The organism is Vallitalea longa (genome assembly GCF_027923465.1).
GTDB classification, from domain to species: domain Bacteria; phylum Bacillota; class Clostridia; order Lachnospirales; family Vallitaleaceae; genus Vallitalea; species Vallitalea longa.
This window is the reverse complement of sequence record NZ_BRLB01000001.1, coordinates 1211093-1228064: the sequence shown is the minus strand read 5'-3', so window position 1 is coordinate 1228064 and position 16972 is coordinate 1211093. Positions and strand designations below refer to the sequence as shown.

General features: G+C 30.4%; 13 protein-coding genes. 12 read left to right on the top strand and 1 reads right to left on the bottom strand.

The window, feature by feature from the left end; all coding sequences use genetic code 11:
• Positions 1–98: 98 nt before the first annotated feature.
• The 7 genes from QMG30_RS05350 to QMG30_RS05320 all read left to right on the top strand — a co-directional run bounded on the left by QMG30_RS05350 (position 99) and on the right by QMG30_RS05320 (position 9727).
• Positions 99–956 carry a PocR ligand-binding domain-containing protein gene (locus QMG30_RS05350; protein WP_281812994.1) on the top strand — a complete coding sequence of 286 codons (858 nt, stop codon included), beginning with the start codon at positions 99–101 and terminating at the stop codon, positions 954–956.
• A 15-nt stretch (positions 957–971) separates the two neighbouring features.
• Complete coding sequence (locus QMG30_RS05345) at positions 972–2726, top strand: sensor histidine kinase (RefSeq protein WP_281812992.1); 1755 nt, start codon at positions 972–974, stop codon at positions 2724–2726.
• A 109-nt stretch (positions 2727–2835) separates the two neighbouring features.
• Positions 2836–4470 (top strand): response regulator transcription factor, encoded by a 1635-nt coding sequence (locus QMG30_RS05340; RefSeq protein WP_281812990.1) that lies wholly within the window; start codon positions 2836–2838, stop codon positions 4468–4470.
• A 137-nt stretch (positions 4471–4607) separates the two neighbouring features.
• On the top strand, positions 4608–6128 hold the full coding sequence (locus QMG30_RS05335; protein WP_281812987.1) for a sugar ABC transporter ATP-binding protein: 1521 nt from the start codon (positions 4608–4610) through the stop codon (positions 6126–6128).
• Complete coding sequence (locus tag QMG30_RS05330) at positions 6118–7092, top strand: ABC transporter permease (protein WP_281812984.1); 975 nt, start codon at positions 6118–6120, stop codon at positions 7090–7092. Before QMG30_RS05335 ends, QMG30_RS05330 begins: the two co-directional genes overlap by 11 nt.
• 49 nt (positions 7093–7141) lie before the next feature.
• Entirely contained in the window at positions 7142–8233 is a 1092-nt protein-coding gene (locus QMG30_RS05325) for a substrate-binding domain-containing protein (protein ID WP_281812981.1), read from the top strand.
• A 216-nt stretch (positions 8234–8449) separates the two neighbouring features.
• Positions 8450–9727, top strand: a complete 1278-nt coding sequence (locus tag QMG30_RS05320; RefSeq protein WP_281812979.1) for an L-cysteine desulfidase family protein — start codon at positions 8450–8452, stop codon at positions 9725–9727.
• Positions 9728–9786: 59 nt separating this feature from the next.
• Here QMG30_RS05320 and QMG30_RS05315 read toward each other — a convergent pair whose 3' ends face one another.
• Complete coding sequence (locus tag QMG30_RS05315; protein WP_281812977.1) at positions 9787–10908, bottom strand: GNAT family N-acetyltransferase; 1122 nt, start codon at positions 10906–10908, stop codon at positions 9787–9789.
• 361 nt (positions 10909–11269) lie between these two features.
• On the opposite strand from QMG30_RS05315, the gene QMG30_RS05310 reads away from it, so the two are divergent.
• From QMG30_RS05310 to QMG30_RS05290, 5 genes are all read left to right on the top strand, one after another.
• Positions 11270–12040, top strand: a complete 771-nt coding sequence (locus QMG30_RS05310) for an ABC transporter ATP-binding protein (protein WP_281812974.1) — start codon at positions 11270–11272, stop codon at positions 12038–12040.
• Positions 12041–12079: 39 nt separating this feature from the next.
• Positions 12080–13297 (top strand): ABC transporter permease subunit, encoded by a 1218-nt coding sequence (locus tag QMG30_RS05305; RefSeq protein WP_281812972.1) that lies wholly within the window; start codon positions 12080–12082, stop codon positions 13295–13297.
• A 326-nt stretch (positions 13298–13623) separates the two neighbouring features.
• Positions 13624–14268 (top strand): hypothetical protein, encoded by a 645-nt coding sequence (locus QMG30_RS05300; RefSeq protein WP_281812970.1) that lies wholly within the window; start codon positions 13624–13626, stop codon positions 14266–14268.
• A 79-nt stretch (positions 14269–14347) separates the two neighbouring features.
• The gene (manA, locus tag QMG30_RS05295; RefSeq protein WP_281812968.1) at positions 14348–15400 is read left to right on the top strand and encodes a mannose-6-phosphate isomerase, class I; all 1053 of its coding nucleotides are present in this window, start codon (positions 14348–14350) and stop codon (positions 15398–15400) included.
• 21 nt (positions 15401–15421) lie between these two features.
• Positions 15422–16762, top strand: a complete 1341-nt coding sequence (locus QMG30_RS05290) for a CCA tRNA nucleotidyltransferase (RefSeq protein WP_281812966.1) — start codon at positions 15422–15424, stop codon at positions 16760–16762.
• Positions 16763–16972: the final 210 nt, after the last annotated feature.

Genomic DNA, 16972 nt, shown 5'->3' with positions numbered 1-16972 from the left:
ATTAGATAATAATAGAATAAATATTTTCAAATAGTAATATTGTTCATTTTAAGGAAAAATGTTACAATGTATTTGATAATCAAGAATGGAGAATTTTAATGAAAGTAATTTTTGATGACCAAGGTGTGCAGGATTTACTGGACGACTATCAAAGGATAGCAGGTGTAAGAATTGCTATATTTGATTTGGATTATAATGAAGTATACAATAGTCCCAAAGAACACAGTACTTTTTGCCAAAGAATGAGAGTCAATGGAATAATAGATGGTGGTTGTAAAGAATGTGATAAAAAAGCATTTGGAAGAGTGAAAAAATCGAAATCAATATATATATATCAGTGCCATATGGGTTTAATAGAAGCAGTTGCTCCCATAATAGACGAAGCAACAATAGTTGGATATATTATGGTGGGGCAGATGTTGAATAAGTCGAACATAGAACAACAATGGAATTATGTCCATACTAAAAGTAGGTTTATGGGTGTAAATATAAAATCCTTGAAACCTCAATTTCTTAAGTTGAAACAACTATCAGATGATGAAATAACAGCTATTACAAAAATTATGCAAGCTTGTGCATCATATATATGGCTGAAATATTTAATTAAAGTAGAACGAGCCCCTCTTTCAGAAAAAATACGATTATTCATTGAACAGAATATATCAAAAGATATCACAACCAATAAGCTATGTTCTTATCTAGGTGTTGGTAAAACTAGTATTTACCAGTGTGTCAAAAAAAATTTCGGGTTATCTTTAATGCAATATATAAGATATGAGAGAATACAGAAGGCTAAAAAGCTATTAGAAAACACTGACCTTATGATAAAAGAAATAGCAGATATGGTAGGTTATGAAGATTATAATTATTTCTCAAAAGATTTCAAAAAAATATCATCTATGTCCCCGCGAGAGTATAGAAAGGGATATAATAAAACTCTACCAAAATCATTATAGACATGGAGAATACATATGAAAATCAAACATATAGGTGTAAGAATAACTGCATATTATTCTTTGGTAATATTAATAGTAATATTAATAATCAGCTTTTCATTAAGTTATATATTTAGAGATGAAATAATCGTGCAGAATAATAAGATAGCTAATAACAAGATAGATATAATAACTTATAACATAGGAACTGAAGTCAAGAATGTCAAGAACCTGCATAATGACATAACCCATGATCTTAAAATAAGACCTTTGTTATATCAAGCGTCAGACAGAAAATATCATAGTAAAGAGTTAATGAATAGTCTTTCTAGAGAACTTATCAATTATAAACAGAAAACACCGTATATAGTCAACATGTTCTATGTTAACAGTCAAAATGATATTATAGATCCTCTGTATAATCTAGATTATTACAATAAAATCATAATAAATAATAAAGAATTTGAACAATACAAGAAAGATAAATACAGAGCCAAATTTTCTAATCCCACGTTCTACCCTATTAAAAATAATACAACTAAAGATAATATAATATATTATGGACAAGTCTATGAAGAAGATAATTACAGGTTGATAGGTTATCTTATTATTAATCTAAAAATAGAATTCTTATTTAGTGAGATAAAGGATTTTTGTGAAGAAGCGTTTGATGAAACATATATCATCAATGAAAACGACGAGATAATATATAGTACGGGAAATAATGAAATGCAAGATAGTATAAAAGATATAAACAAACCTGTTAATAATAAAAAATATTTCTACAATAATCAAAAAAAATACTTCGCTTATGAAAGACAAATTGATGAATATCCTCTTTGGAGATTAGTTGGGATCAATAAATATTCCACTGTAATGTCTAATTTGACTAATTTATATAAAGTAGTAATAAGTATTGGACTTATATCAATAATTATAATAATTTTTGTAAGCTTTTTTATTGCTAAAAGAATTACTATACCAATATTGAATGTAAGCAGAGCTATGAAAAAATTTGAAAATCTTCAGTGGCCAGTAGTTATAGAACCTAAATCACATGATGAGTTGAGGACATTGGTAAGCGGTTTCAACAAAATGGTAGTCAATACTAAGAATCTTACATATGAGATAGAGAAAGAGACAGAGGAGAGAAGAAAAGTAGAGCTGGATTCCCTTAAATTCCAGCTGGAGTTGCTGCAATCACAGATTAATCCTCATTTTATACATAATACGTTGAATTCCATGCAGTATTTGGCTCTAAAGGATGGAGCTCATGATGTAAGAGAAATGATTCAATCACTTAATCTGCTTCTTAGAGCAAGTATGTCTGTAGGTATAGAAATAGTACCATTACAACAAGAATTGAAGTATCTAGGTGGATATATAAATATACAGAAAAATAGATTCGAAGATAGATTTGATTTCAGGGAAGACATAGATGGAGATATAGAAAATGTTAAAGTACCTAAACTGATTCTACAACCTTTAGTAGAAAATGCTCTTTACCATGGAATTCTACCAAAAGAAGAAAAAGGCTCGATTACTGTTTATATTACTGTGGATGAATCTGTTGTATTCAAAATTATTGATAATGGTGTTGGAATGGACGATGATGAATTAAAAAACATATATAACGTTAATAAGACTAAAAAAGGAGGTTATAATCATATAGGACTCAATAATGTGAATGAGAGATTAAAACTTTATTATGGAAATGATTGTACACTTAACATATCAAGTGATCTTGGAGTTGGTACTTGTGTAATATTTGAGATACCATTAAGTGATTAACCAAATTTCCCATTTAATATTCTATGTGGGTAAGCTAATCAAAAGGCTTTGCAGATTAAAAATATAGGTAATTGAATAAAATTCATATAAATATTCAGGGGGCTTTAATATGTATAATGTGTTAATTGTAGACGATGAAAATCCTGCTTTGCAGATGTTGAAAATAATAATAGATTGGGAAAAATTAGGCTTTATCATAGAAGATACTGCTTTCAATGGAAGAGAAGCCTTGGAGAAATATGATAAAAAACATTATGATCTTGTAATAACTGATATCCAAATGCCAGTTATGGATGGTATAGATTTGATAAAAGAATTGAAGAAAAGGAAAAAAGACCAACAGATAATTATTCTAAGCTGTTACGAAGAATTCAGTTATGCGAAAGCAGCAGTGCAATTAGGTGTTACGGATTATCTGATTAAAGATCTATTAACTGAACAGGACCTATATTCTGTTCTAGGTAAAGTAAAAGAAACGTTAATTTCTCAAGGTAAACTAAGAAAAGATTATCTAAGCAACTACGTCATAAAGGAAGATTATCTATTTAATATAAGGAATGAAATGTTGAAATCCATTATTGCAGATAATATAGGAGAGAATCAGATTCTAAGAAAACTTAAGGAATTTGATATAAAGCTTGATAGTGAAAATTATATACTACTCAATATAAATGAAGATGAAATAGAAGAAGATTCTAAGCTACAATATTATGAAAAAAATATATATCACAGATGTGTTATAGATACAATCAATGAAATAATAGGAGAAGATTCTTATGGTAGAATCGATGGAGGAGTATGTGCTTATATACATGAAGGAGAATATGTAGTTCTATTGAAAATGCATGATTTTACCAGTGAAAAACATTACCTATCAGATAGTTATTCTGTTTCAAGCAAGATCAAACATGAAGTAACCAAATTAGTGGGGAAATCATTGACGATAATAGTCAGTAAGACATTTAACGATCTAACTGATACTTGCAAAATATATGAACAGACAAAAGAAATGTTAAAATACCGTTTTTATTATGGAAAGGGTAAAATACTATTCCATAATACTGTAATTAAAAAAGTCGCTCCAGTCAAACCTGAGAAGATAGATAAGATATTTGATACAATAGGTAGATATATTGATGATAGGAAAATAAAGGAGCTATTAGAGCAAATTGAAATGTTGTATCAAGATGTATCAAAAGGATTTCTTCAATATAATTATGTCGGATATATTTCAACTAAATTCATGGAAATGATTATAAAGGTATGTAATGAAAATAATATAGAGTATATAGAATTATTTGGAACAGAATATCTGCCTATAAAAACTATATATAAAATGGAAACAGTGCAAGATATTAAATCTTGGTTTCAGGATATATTCAGCAGAATCATAAAAATAATTAATGAGAAAAGTTCTGGTTATAGCTTAAGGGTTATACAAGCGGTGAATTATATAAATAATAATTTTGAAGAAGAAATAAGTCTGAATGATATCTCAGAAGAATTACATATTAATAAAATCTATTTATCTAGGATTTTTAAGGAAGAGACCAACATGACTGTTACAGAATACATTCATTCAATAAGAATAGCTGAGTCAAAAAAGTTAATAGGAAATAGTCATCTGAAAATGTATGAGATTGCTGAGAAAGTTGGATATATGAATATTCAGCATTTCAATTCATGTTTCAAAAAGATTACAGGCATGACGCCATTGAAATACAAAAGGAATATTAAAAAATGAAGTTAATATTCATTAGTTTTAGTTAATATTGATTAATCTTATAAAAAATATTTGTGCTAACATAAATGTAGAACAAATATTTTTTTTTGATGAACAATTTATTGTTGAAAATAACTAACTGGTAGGTGAACTTGCATATGAATAGTACTTTAGAATTTAGAGAAATAAGTAAAACTTTTCCTGGAGTTAAAGCCTTAGATAAAATGAGCTTTAAAGTAAAATCAGGTGAAGTTGTTGCTTTCTTAGGTGAAAATGGCGCTGGAAAATCTACGTTGTTAAAAATCCTCAATGGAGATTTACAGCAAAGTAGTGGAAAATATTTAATTGATAACGAAGAAATCCAATTTAGAAATCCTCATGAAGCGATTGGTGAGGGAATAAGTATTATCTATCAAGAAAGGCAAGTTGTAGAATATTTAACTGTGGCTGAAAATATATTCATGGGTAATATGAAAGTGAAAAACGGACTTGTTGATTTCAAGTATCTAAATGAAGAAACTCAAAAAATAATTGATGAATTTGATCTTGATATGAAAGCGACAGATAGAGTTAAAGATCTAAGTGTTGCATATCAACAAATGGTAGAAATAATGAAAGCCTATAATAGAAAACTGAAAGTTATAGCTTTTGATGAACCTACTGCTAGTTTATCTAATGCGGAAATCGAGAAATTGTTTCTAATCATAAAAAATCTGAAAGAAAAAGGCGTAATTATATTATATGTATCTCATAGATTAAAAGAGATATTTGAAATATCGGACAAAGTAGTTATTTTTAAAGATGGTAAATTAGTTGATATTAAAAACACAAAAGAAACTAATGAAAAAGAACTTGTCAAGTTAATGGTTGGAAGAGATCTAGGGAATATATTTAATGAGCTAGATAGAAATACAAAATTCGGTAGTAACATACTGGAAGTGAAAAATCTATGTAATAAATATGTCGATAACATTTCTTTTAATGTACGAAAAGGTGAAATACTTGGTATCTCAGGTCTTGTGGGAGCGGGACGTACAGAAACAATAAGAACAATATTCGGTGCTGATGAACTAGATTCGGGAGAAATAATATTTGACGGAAAAAAAGTTAATATAAAATCCCCAGAAGATGCAATAAAATTAGGAATAGCATTATGTCCAGAGGATAGAAAAGGACAGGGAATTGCACCAATAAGGTCTGTTAAAGAAAATACCAGTATGGTCGTGTTGAAGAATTTAACTAAATTTGGTTTTATAAAAAAGAAAAAAGAAAAAGAAATCGTTAGAAAAGGTATCAAAGATCTAAATGTGAAAACACCTTCAATGGATAAACAAATTGTCTATCTTAGTGGAGGTAATCAACAGAAAGTCATACTTGCAAGATGGTTGGCACATTATCCCAAGTTACTGATTCTTGATGAACCGACTAAAGGAATAGATGTTGGTGCCAAATCTGAGATATATAGGATAATATGTGGATTGGCACGACAAGATATCGGAGTAATAATTATTTCTTCCGAATTGCCTGAAGTAATTGGTCTATCAGACAGAATAATGGTTATGGCAGGTGGACAAAAGAAAGGTGAATTAACTAAAGGAGAAGCAACTGAAGAGAAAATATTAGGGTTAGCAATGTTAGATAAGGATATGGAAGGAAGGACTGATAAACATGAAAACTGATGAACAGAAAATAGATAAGAAGGTACTAATTAAAAAGTATGTTGGTTCAGATAAGATGGGACTTATTTTTGCTTTGATAGTTATGGTAATCATATTTACTATTCTTTCTCCATATTATTTTACTTCTAAGAATTTTATGAATGTGCTAGTTGCTTCATCGTTAATTGGCCTTGCTGCCATAGGTCAATCATACCTTGTCATCTGCGGTCAGATTGATTTGTCTCCAGGAGCTGTTGCGGGTTTTTCGGGAGTACTAGCTGCTATGTTGTTACAAAGGGGTATAGGAACCGTACTTACATTGATTATAGTTGTTTTTGTGGGAATATTTATCGGGTTTATTAACTCTTTGATAGTCAATAAATTAAAAATAGCTCCATTCATTGCTACATTAGCTACAATGCAGGCTATTAGAGGATTAGCATACATTATATGTGATGGTAAGCCAATATACATACAGAACAAATCATATCTGGGTATTGGTAAGGATAGAATTTTAGGAATTCCAATTCCTGTTATAATATTAATTCTAGCATTTGCAGTATTTATAATAATACTATCTAAAACCAGATTCGGAAGAAATCTATATATCGTTGGAGGTAATCCAGTTGCAGCTAGATTGGCAGGAATTAATTCCAATCGTGTAATTGCAAAAGCATTTATGATAACATCAGGATTATCTGCACTTGGTGGTGCGATATTAGCATCAAGGATGAATTCAGGGCAGCCTTCTTCTTGTGAAGGACTAGAGATGAGTGCAGTAACAGCAGTTGTACTAGGTGGTATTGCTTTTACAGGTGGTATAGGAACTCTTGGAGGAACAGTTATCGGGGTACTTATATTACAAGGTTTTAATAATGGACTTCTTATTATGAATGTCCCACAATTCTGGCAATATGTAGCTAGTGGACTTTTATTAGTTGCAGCTTTATCATTTGATTACATAAGATCCAAGAAAAGAGCTTAAACCAAAATGATAAACAAATCATTAATATAAATTCTAAGGAGGAAATGAAATGTCAAAATTCACGAAATTAATAGCTATATTAGGGGTATTGATGTTATTGACTGTAGGGTGTAGTAAACCAGCTGATGAATCTACAGAAACTAAAGGGGATGCAAAATCACAAGTACAAGAAAATGATAAGAGTGACAATCAAGGTGGAAGAGATATTGTAATAGCAGGAATTTACAAAGACTTAAGTCAAGTTTGGTTCCAAGGGACATCTTCCAATGCTAAAGCAAAAGCTGTTGAAATGGGTGCAAAAGATATGTTATTGATTGATGCCAAAATGGATGCAGATACATACCTTAATGCTCTTGACAATATTATTGCACAGGAAGTTGATGGACTTATCGTTTGCGTGCCAGACCAGAAATTAAGTTCTATCACTGTAGAGAAATGTGAAGCAGCTGGCATTCCGGTTATAGCTGATGATGATGGATTAATAGATGAAGAAGGTGTTCACATCGCACCAGCACTTGAATTAGATGCTTATAAAGTAGGTAGACAGCAAGGAGAATGGATGGTTAATCATGTTAAAGATAATGATTTAATAAAAGATGCGGATAAGACAGGATATCTAGTAATGGAGATGACAACAGTATCTAGTACTTTACCAAGATCAAAAGGTGCTGCTGATGTATGGGACGAATCAGAAATGGGGCTTCCTGAGAAAAATGTCATACATGGTGATTATCTAGGTTCTACAGAAGAGGCTTTTACGATAGCATCAGCTATCATCACAGCAAATCCTCAAATAGAAACATGGTTTGCAACAGCTCCAAATGATGAAGGTGCAGCTGGTGTCACAAGAGCATTGGAACAAGCTGGTCTTGATGAAAATGCTGTAGTTTCAGGATTAGGTGGATACTTAGCGAAAGATGAATGGAAAAAAGACTACTCAGCGTTCAAAAGTTCGGGTTATTTCTGTTCAAAAGAAGATGGTGAAACAGTTGCAGAAGCAATGATGAACCATATCCAAAATGGTGAAGACATATTCGCAGAATATAAGAAAGATGGGGAAAAATATCCAGTTTATCCATTAGGAGCAATTATGGTGACAAAAGACGATTATAAAGAAGTAATGGGAGCAGATGCAGAATAATAGCTTAATAATATAAGGACTTCATTATATTTTAGTTTATATAATTAGATTATTAATTTTCATTTGCTAAAAAAACTGTAATTTTTATAGTTTCTATTGTACAATGAAAGTAATAAAAATAAAACTATGTGTAATGGAGTTGATTATTATGTTGATAATAGAAACAGCAAAAAGACCTTTCTTGCCATCAAATTATTTGCAGGGGAGGTCTAATTTATGTATTGTAATCAAGCATTTATAGATTTAATTAATGAAGAAGTGAAACCTGCTACTGGATGTACTGAACCTATAGCTATAGCACTCTGTGTTGCTAAGGCAAAGGAAGTTTTGAATGAACCAGTTGAAAAGATTCAGCTTTCATTAAGTCCCAATATAATCAAAAATGCAATGGGTGTAGGTATACCTGGTACTGATCAGATAGGTATTCATATAGCAGCAGCTCTTGGGGTAGTTACTGGTAAGTCCCAGTTAGGACTTGAAGTATTATCTACAGTGACAGATGAATCAGTAGAAAAAGCTAGCAAAATGATAAACGAGAATAGAATAGATATACAAGTCGCTAATAAAAATTGTAAATTATACATTGAAGCTAAGGTATCTAATAAAAACAATATCGCACGTGTTATAATACAAGGCGGTCATACGGATATAGTATATGTATCACGTAATGATGAGGTATTTATAGACAAACTAACGGACAATATAGAAGTAGAGGCTTACAATCAGGCAATATGTATTGATAGTATTTATGAATTCGTAACTAATGTTCCTTATGAACAAATAAAATTCATTCTAGATGGTTCCGAGATGAATAAAAAGATCGCACAGGAAGGTCTTAATAAAGAATATGGTCTGAAAGTGGGAAAAACAATAGAAAAAAATATCCAGAACAAGATAATTGCTGACGATATGAAAAATTATGCAATCAGATTAGCAGCTGCAGCTTCTGATGCTAGAATGGCAGGATGCCAGCTTCCGGTTATGACTAATTCTGGTAGTGGTAATCAAGGGATAACAGCTTCATTACCAGTAGTAGCTATTTCAGAGTGGTTACATAAGGAAGATGAAGAACTTGCTAGAGCATTGATACTTAGTAATCTAGTAGCTATACATATAAAGAAAAATCTAGGAAAGCTATCAGCCCTATGTGGAGTAATAGTAGCTGGAATAGGTGCAGGTTGTGGGATGACATATCTATTAGGCGGTGACATTCATAATATAAAATCAACTATAAAGAATATGATCGGCGATGTCAGCGGTATGATATGTGATGGTGCAAAAACAGGCTGCGCATTAAAAGTGGCTACAGTCGTTGAGGCTTCTTTCAATGCTATGTTGCTATCCCTACAAAATATAGAAGTTACCAAGACAGAAGGAATCGTTGATGAGAATATAGAAAACTGTATTAAAAATCTAACATATATCGGTTCAAAAGGAATGGAAGAAACAGATAAGATGATATTGGATATCATGATATCCAAGAATAAAAAATAAAGTTGAAAAGACTAAGCTTTTATCACCTCAGCTTAGTCTTTAAATATATATAGCTGTTTTTAAGCTAATTCTTTGAAAAATGAAGTTCTGACTTTATGTTGTCTATGTTTGAATCGTTGCCATTGTGAACGAACTTTTTTATTGCTTTCAAGTTGGGGATTAAGGTCAGCAGAGTGAATTCCTTTTTTGTTACAGGAAATGATTAATTCTCTAAATAATATTGCATTCACACCTAGATTTTGATATTCAGGAGAAACAGCTATTTGAACGATTTCCAATCTTTTATTTTTCTTGAGAGCTTTCAATAAATATATGAATCCAAATGGGAATATACGTCCTTTGCTTTTTTTTATTGCTCTTGCAAGTGATGGAAAACCAAGAACATAAGCTATCAATTCATCTTTTTCGTTCAGTACGAATTTTACGAAATTAGGGTCAATGAAACTTATGTACTGTTTAGTATATAATTCTATTTGCTTATCAGTTAATGGTGTGTATTCATAGAGGTCTTTGAATGCGGAATTGATGAGTTGGAATAGTTTTGGTACATAAGGGATAATATCTTTTTTGTTTTTAGCATATAGCACTTTTAGATTGTTGGTTTCTATAGATCGTTCTGCTACTATTTTGACAGGTTCAGGAACATTCTGGGGAATGATGATCTCATATTCCAACCAATCCACATCTTTGTTATAGCCTAATTGATTCAGATAATCAACATAATATTGATGGTTGTAGATGGTGGTCATTGTTCCTAAGTATTCAAAGCCTTTTATCAACATTCCTTCTAAGTCGAAATCACTAAATCCAAGTGGTCCTTGTATTTTTGTCATTCCTTTAGAAATAAGCCATTTCTCTACTGTTTCTAGTAATGATTTTGCAACTTCTATGTTTTCGACAAAATCAATATAGCCGAAGCGACCAGATTTTTCTTTCCATAGATCAATAGCAGTATAATTGATAATACCTGCAATTCTACCTACGATTTCACCATCTTCATATGCCAACCAATACTTGGCTTCACAAAAATCCATTGCCGGGTTTTTATCTTTTCTCAGAGTATTAAGTTCATCAATAAAAAGTGAAGGAATATAATTATTACAGTCTTTATAGAGCTTAGATGGAAATTTAACAAATGCCTTTAGAGCCTTTTTTGAATTAACTTCAACGATTTCAAGCACAAAAAATCCCCCTATCATTTAAATGAGTCTTAATTTTTTATGTTTAAACAATTAAATATGTACTTATAATATAAAATAATAAAAAGAAAGAATTTGTAGTATAAATACAATCATACATGAAATATTATATCATAATAATGAATAATATAAAAACATTTATTTTTTTGGATGTGTGCTATTGGAAATTCTACTTACTAATTATATGATATAGTAGTATTTCGTATGCGATAATGATGATAATAGTGTTACTGTTATTATTCTTGTGAAAATGGTAAAATTAACTTGACAAAATAAAATCTTGTATATATACTGTGTATATACAAAATATACAGTTGGAGTTTTTTGATAGGAGGTTAACTATATGATAGAAGTAAAAAACTTAACTAAAATATATAAACTGAACAGTAAACAGAAAAAAGAATTAAGGACTAATAATAATACCAAAATAGCTGTTAATGATGTTTCATTTACTGCTAAGCAAGGAGAAATATTTGGGCTCTTGGGACCTAATGGTGCTGGGAAAACTACAACGTTAAGGAGTATAGTAACTCTATTGAAACCAACAAAAGGTTCAATAACTGTTAGTGGATATGATGTAGTAAAAGATAGTACCGAAGTAAGAAAAAGAATAGGATTTCTAACTAACGAATTAAAGTTAGATGTACATTTTACTCCTAATTATACCATGGAATTTTTCGGAAAGTTACATGGCATGACTAACGATAAGATAGACTCTAGAAAAAAAGAACTCTTTGATTACTTTGGAATAAATAGATTTGCTGATAAGAAAATCAGTGATCTGTCAACTGGAATGAAACAGAAGCTTTCCATAGCAGTAAGTGTAGTTCATGATCCTGATATCGTAATATTTGACGAACCTACAAATGGATTAGATATAATTACTGCAAGAGCCGTAGAAGAATACTTGGTAAGTTTAAAAGAAAAAGGAAAATTAGTGATAATATCTACTCATATAATGACAGTCGCTAGTAAATTATGCGATAGAGTAGCTATCATCATAAACGGTAAAAAAGTTATAGAAGGTCCTATAGAACAAGTCCAAAATGATACTAATACGAATAACTTAGAAGATGCCTTCTTCGAGCTTTATAAAAAATCTGTAAAATATTAAATATAACAGTTGAATTAGTAGGGAAAGGACGTTGATATTATGTTAAGAGATATATTGATTAAAGAGTTGAAAAGAGTATTTACTGATCGTAGATTAGTATTTTCAGCAATCATATTGCCAGCTATCAGTATTTTTGTTGTGTATACCATTATGGGAAGTATGATGGATAATATGCTGGATGATATAGAAGAACATACATCAATAGTATATGTTCAGAATGCACCAGAAGGATTTGAAAAAAATATAGATGAAGAAAAATTGAATATGAAAATAAGTTATATAGATAACACCATGGATACATCATCAATCAAAGATCAAATAAAGAATGGTGAAGTCGATTTGATAGTGCAATTCGAAGAAGGATTCCTTGATAGAGTTAATAACTATGAGAGTGAGAAGTTGCCACCACAAGTTAAAACATTCTATAATCCCTCAGAAGAGTATTCATCAGACTCTAGAAATAGATTTATTGAAAATCCTCTAGAGAAATATAAAAATCAGATTCTAACTAATAGATTTGGAGATATCAAAAATATAAAAGCTTTTGATGTTGATAGAAATTATGAAGAATCTATCATTGTTGATGAGAAAAAAGCATCAGGGCAAGGAATGTCCATGTTATTACCTATGTTAATATCCATTATCTTATTTTCTGGAGCGATGGGTATAGGTATTGATACAATCGCAGGTGAAAAAGAGAGAGGAACAATGGCTACATTATTATTAACTCCCGTCAAGAGAGAAACCATCGCTCTTGGTAAAGTGATAGGACTTGGTATTATAGCAATCATTAGTGCCCTGGTTTCTTTTGCGGCAATTATCGCTTCAATGCCATTCGCATCAAAAATGTTGACTGGAGGAGCAGATATGGACTTAGGTGCTCTTAAGTTCTCAGGGGTTCAGTTGTTACAATTATTAATCATCATGATTACTCTTGTTGGTATTTTCGTAGGATTAATTTGCCTATTATCAGTTAGAGCTAGAACAGTAAAAGAAGCAGGAACATATGTCACACCTGTATTCATGATAGTTATGATTGCATCATTCTCTACTATGTTCAAAGGAGGGGCTACAGAATTATATCATTATGCAATTCCAGTGTACGGAAGCGTTTCTGCATTAAAAGCAGCGTTATCATTTGAATTGACAATGAACCAATTTCTTGTAACAGCTATTTCAGCATTTATCGTTAGTTTGATATTGGTAAAACTGATTACTCATACTTTTAATGATGAAAAAGTAATGCTCAATGCGTAAATAGATATTCAAGAATTATTAGTAAGCATCTAAATATATTATTACATATATAACTTGAGATAATAATTTATAGGTCTTTAAGTTTATATACAATAATATAGGTTAGGTGCTTTTTTATTTATTATCATATCATTAACTCAACTTTCCTGCCTTAAATTCAATAAGGCAAATATAAGGGTTATAGGATTAAATTACTGTTGGCATATATAGGAAATTAACCTATAATTGCTTTTTATATAAATATAATATAAAATATCTAGAAGAATAAGAATATAAAATTGAACTGATTTACTTAAATGATAGATGAATAGAAAGAAGGAATGTTATTGTTAAAGAAGATATTATTAATTTTACTAGTGGTTTGTTTACTTACTTCATGTACTTCAAAAAAAAATATTGTAAATGATTCTTATTCAAATGGAGATGTCAATATTAATTATCCTATGATAGAAAATAAAGACTATACGGAAATTAATGAACTGATAAAAAAGGAAGCCTTAAAAGTACTGGATAACTATGGTGAGAATAATATATCAAGCCTTAATATTGATTATGAGATATCATATATCAATAAGAAAATCATAAGTATCAAATACACTGGTATAGGTAATATGAAAAAAGCTGTTTATCCAAATGATTTTTTCTATACTACAAATATAGATATGGACAATAAGACTATATTGAAGTTGGCAGATGTTGTAGATGCGGATGAAACTTTTATAGAGAATTTTAGAAATGATAATTTTCGAGCATTAAAAGACCAACAGAGGTTACTTTTGAAAGATTTATCTGATGATGAGATAATTGAGAAATTATCTACTGATAATTTTTATATTAGTGAAAATTCATTAGGCATTAGTGTAGATGTCCTTCATGTGTTAGGTGACCATGCTGAATATGAAATCAAATATGGAAACATAGATAATACTAAATGGGACAATTTTAACAGTAACTATATTAATGAAAAATAATGTAGTTGAAGACAATGAACTAAGAATGTTATAATTTAGACATAGCATAATAATTTAAATACTAGAGAGGAGATAAAAAATGTTATATCCATTATTTTTTGAACCAGATTACAAAGAAAGAGTCTGGGGAGGTACAATGTTACAAGATAAATTGAATAAATCTATCCCTTTTAAGAATACAGGTGAAAGCTGGGAAGTTGCTTGTCATGATAATGGTAATTCTACTATCAGAAATGGTAGCTTACAAGGAAAAACACTAAAAGAAGTTGTAGGAACCAGCTCAAAAGAATTACTTGGTTATGAAATAGATGACAATGATAAATTCCCTCTATTAATAAAGTTTATTGATGCAAAAGACAAATTATCTGTACAAGTCCATCCAGAAGATGAATATGCTAAGTTAAATGAAAATGGTGAACTGGGTAAAAGTGAGGCTTGGTATATATTAGATGCTGAACCCGGTGCAAAACTGATAGCAGGTCTGAAAGATAATGTGACTAAAGATGATTTTGTAAAAGCTCTTGAAGATGGTCATCTTGAACAGGTATTGAATGAAGTGGAAGTTGAAGCAGGAGATGTTATCAACATACCAGCAGGATTTGTACATGCCATAGAAGATGGTATATTATTAGCTGAAATACAACAAAATTCAGATACCACATACAGAGTTTATGACTGGAACAGAGTAGGACTTGATGGTAATATGAGAGAACTTCATGTTGATAAATCACTTGATGTCATTGATTTTGAAGGAAAGCACAGCAAGGACATAGTTCCAGGGCTCAGTATAAAAGACGGTGATAATGACATAATCTATTATGTAGCAAATAAATATTTTTCTATTGAAAAACTAGGTTTGAAGGGAACTAAGAAAGAAGATACACATAACAAATTTATAATATATATGTGTACATCAGGTTGTGGTGAAGTCATCCATAATAATACTAGATATTCTTTCAACTTGGGAGATTCTTTTATGATACCAGCATCACTTGGAGAATTTATTTTAGAGGGAGATGCTTCATTGATTAAAACATATATTCCAGATATACAAAAAGACATTATCAACGAATTAGAAAGTGCTGGTTATACTAAGGAAGATATAATGAGTCGTGTAAGGATAAGCCAATAGAAACATAGAGGATTGATTTGTATGAATAAAGTAAAGATAGATATGCCTTACTATGCAAAAAAAATAATTGATGAACTCATGGAAAATGGATATGAGGCATATTTAGTTGGGGGATGTGTCAGAGACAGTCTAATAGGTAAAGTACCGAATGACTGGGATATAACCACTTCTGCACTACCTAATGTAGTTAAAAAATTATTTGATAAAACTATAGATACAGGATTGAAACATGGTACTGTAACTATACTTATGGATAAACACCCTATTGAGGTTACAACATATAGGATTGATGGAGAATATGAAGATAACAGAAGACCCAGTACAGTAGAATTTACTAATAATCTAGTAGAGGATTTGAAAAGACGAGATTTCACAATTAATGCAATGGCATATAATCATAAAACCGGATTAGTAGATGTATTTAATGGAATAGATGACTTAGAAAAAGGAATCATTCGTTGTGTTGGCAACCCATATGAGCGGTTTAATGAAGATGCACTAAGGATGCTGAGGGCAATACGTTTCTCTGCTCAATTAGGATATATAATAGATCAAAAGACCAGAAAAGATATCATTAAATGTTCATCTCTAATAAAAAATGTTAGTATGGAGAGAATACAAGTAGAACTTAATAAAACTTTAACATCAGACAATCCAAAGCTATTTATGGAAACATATAAACTCGAATTAATGAAATATATACTTCCTGAATTCGTACCATGCATTGGTAATCCTCAGAATCATCCATATCACAGTTATGATATAGGAGAACATATATTAAGGTCAGTTAGTGCTATAAAGGCAGATAAAACTCTAAGATGGACCATGTTGTTACATGATATAGGAAAACCAAGAGTAAAAACAACGGATGAATCAGGAATAGACCATTTTTATGGGCATGAAAAAGTCAGCTCAGAAATGGCAATGTCTATTCTGAAAAGGTTGAAATTTGATAATAATACTATCAATAAAGTCGTAAAATTAATTAAATACCATGATATTACAATAAAAAATAGCTATAAATGTATAAGAAGGATATTGAAAAAAATAGGTCATGAGCTATTCAGTGATTTCTTACTAGTCAAAAAAGCAGATGTCATGTCTCAAAATCCTGATAAACTAGACGATGGATTAATAATGATTAGTAATACTAAGAAGATATATGAAGAAATTAAAGCAAATGATCAATGCATAAGTCTTAAACAGTTAAAGGTAAACGGACAAGACCTGATTAATCTTGGTCTTGCAAAAGGACCTGAAATAGGAATAATCCTTAATAAGCTATTGGATATGGTAATAGAAGATCCAAATAAAAATAATAAAGAACAGTTGATAGAAATAGTACAAGAAATTAAAAATTAAAATATACATTAAACAAAATAACTACCCCAATATATTGATGTTTTTTCAAAAAACAATACAATATATTGGGGTTTTTGATGTTCCGGTTCTTTATAGAATAAAATAATAATTTCCTGTCCTCATAAATACGCCAACTTCTTCATATATTTTAAAGTAAGGCATTATGATTTTTGTGACCATTATGTCTAGAATGCTGATAAAAAAATATAA

Excerpts from the sequence above, each read along its gene's own strand:
- QMG30_RS05350 (WP_281812994.1), top strand. The coding sequence starts at position 99 with ATGAAAGTAATTTTTGATGACCAAGGTGTGCAGGATTTACTGGACGAC.
- QMG30_RS05345 (WP_281812992.1), top strand. The coding sequence starts at position 972 with ATGAAAATCAAACATATAGGTGTAAGAATAACTGCATATTATTCTTTG.
- QMG30_RS05340 (WP_281812990.1), top strand. The coding sequence starts at position 2,836 with ATGTATAATGTGTTAATTGTAGACGATGAAAATCCTGCTTTGCAGATG.
- QMG30_RS05335 (WP_281812987.1), top strand. The coding sequence starts at position 4,608 with ATGAATAGTACTTTAGAATTTAGAGAAATAAGTAAAACTTTTCCTGGA.
- QMG30_RS05330 (WP_281812984.1), top strand. The coding sequence starts at position 6,118 with ATGAAAACTGATGAACAGAAAATAGATAAGAAGGTACTAATTAAAAAG.
- QMG30_RS05325 (WP_281812981.1), top strand. The coding sequence starts at position 7,142 with ATGTCAAAATTCACGAAATTAATAGCTATATTAGGGGTATTGATGTTA.
- QMG30_RS05320 (WP_281812979.1), top strand. The coding sequence starts at position 8,450 with ATGTATTGTAATCAAGCATTTATAGATTTAATTAATGAAGAAGTGAAA.
- QMG30_RS05310 (WP_281812974.1), top strand. The coding sequence starts at position 11,270 with ATGATAGAAGTAAAAAACTTAACTAAAATATATAAACTGAACAGTAAA.
- QMG30_RS05305 (WP_281812972.1), top strand. The coding sequence starts at position 12,080 with ATGTTAAGAGATATATTGATTAAAGAGTTGAAAAGAGTATTTACTGAT.
- manA (WP_281812968.1), top strand. The coding sequence starts at position 14,348 with ATGTTATATCCATTATTTTTTGAACCAGATTACAAAGAAAGAGTCTGG.
- QMG30_RS05290 (WP_281812966.1), top strand. The coding sequence starts at position 15,422 with ATGAATAAAGTAAAGATAGATATGCCTTACTATGCAAAAAAAATAATT.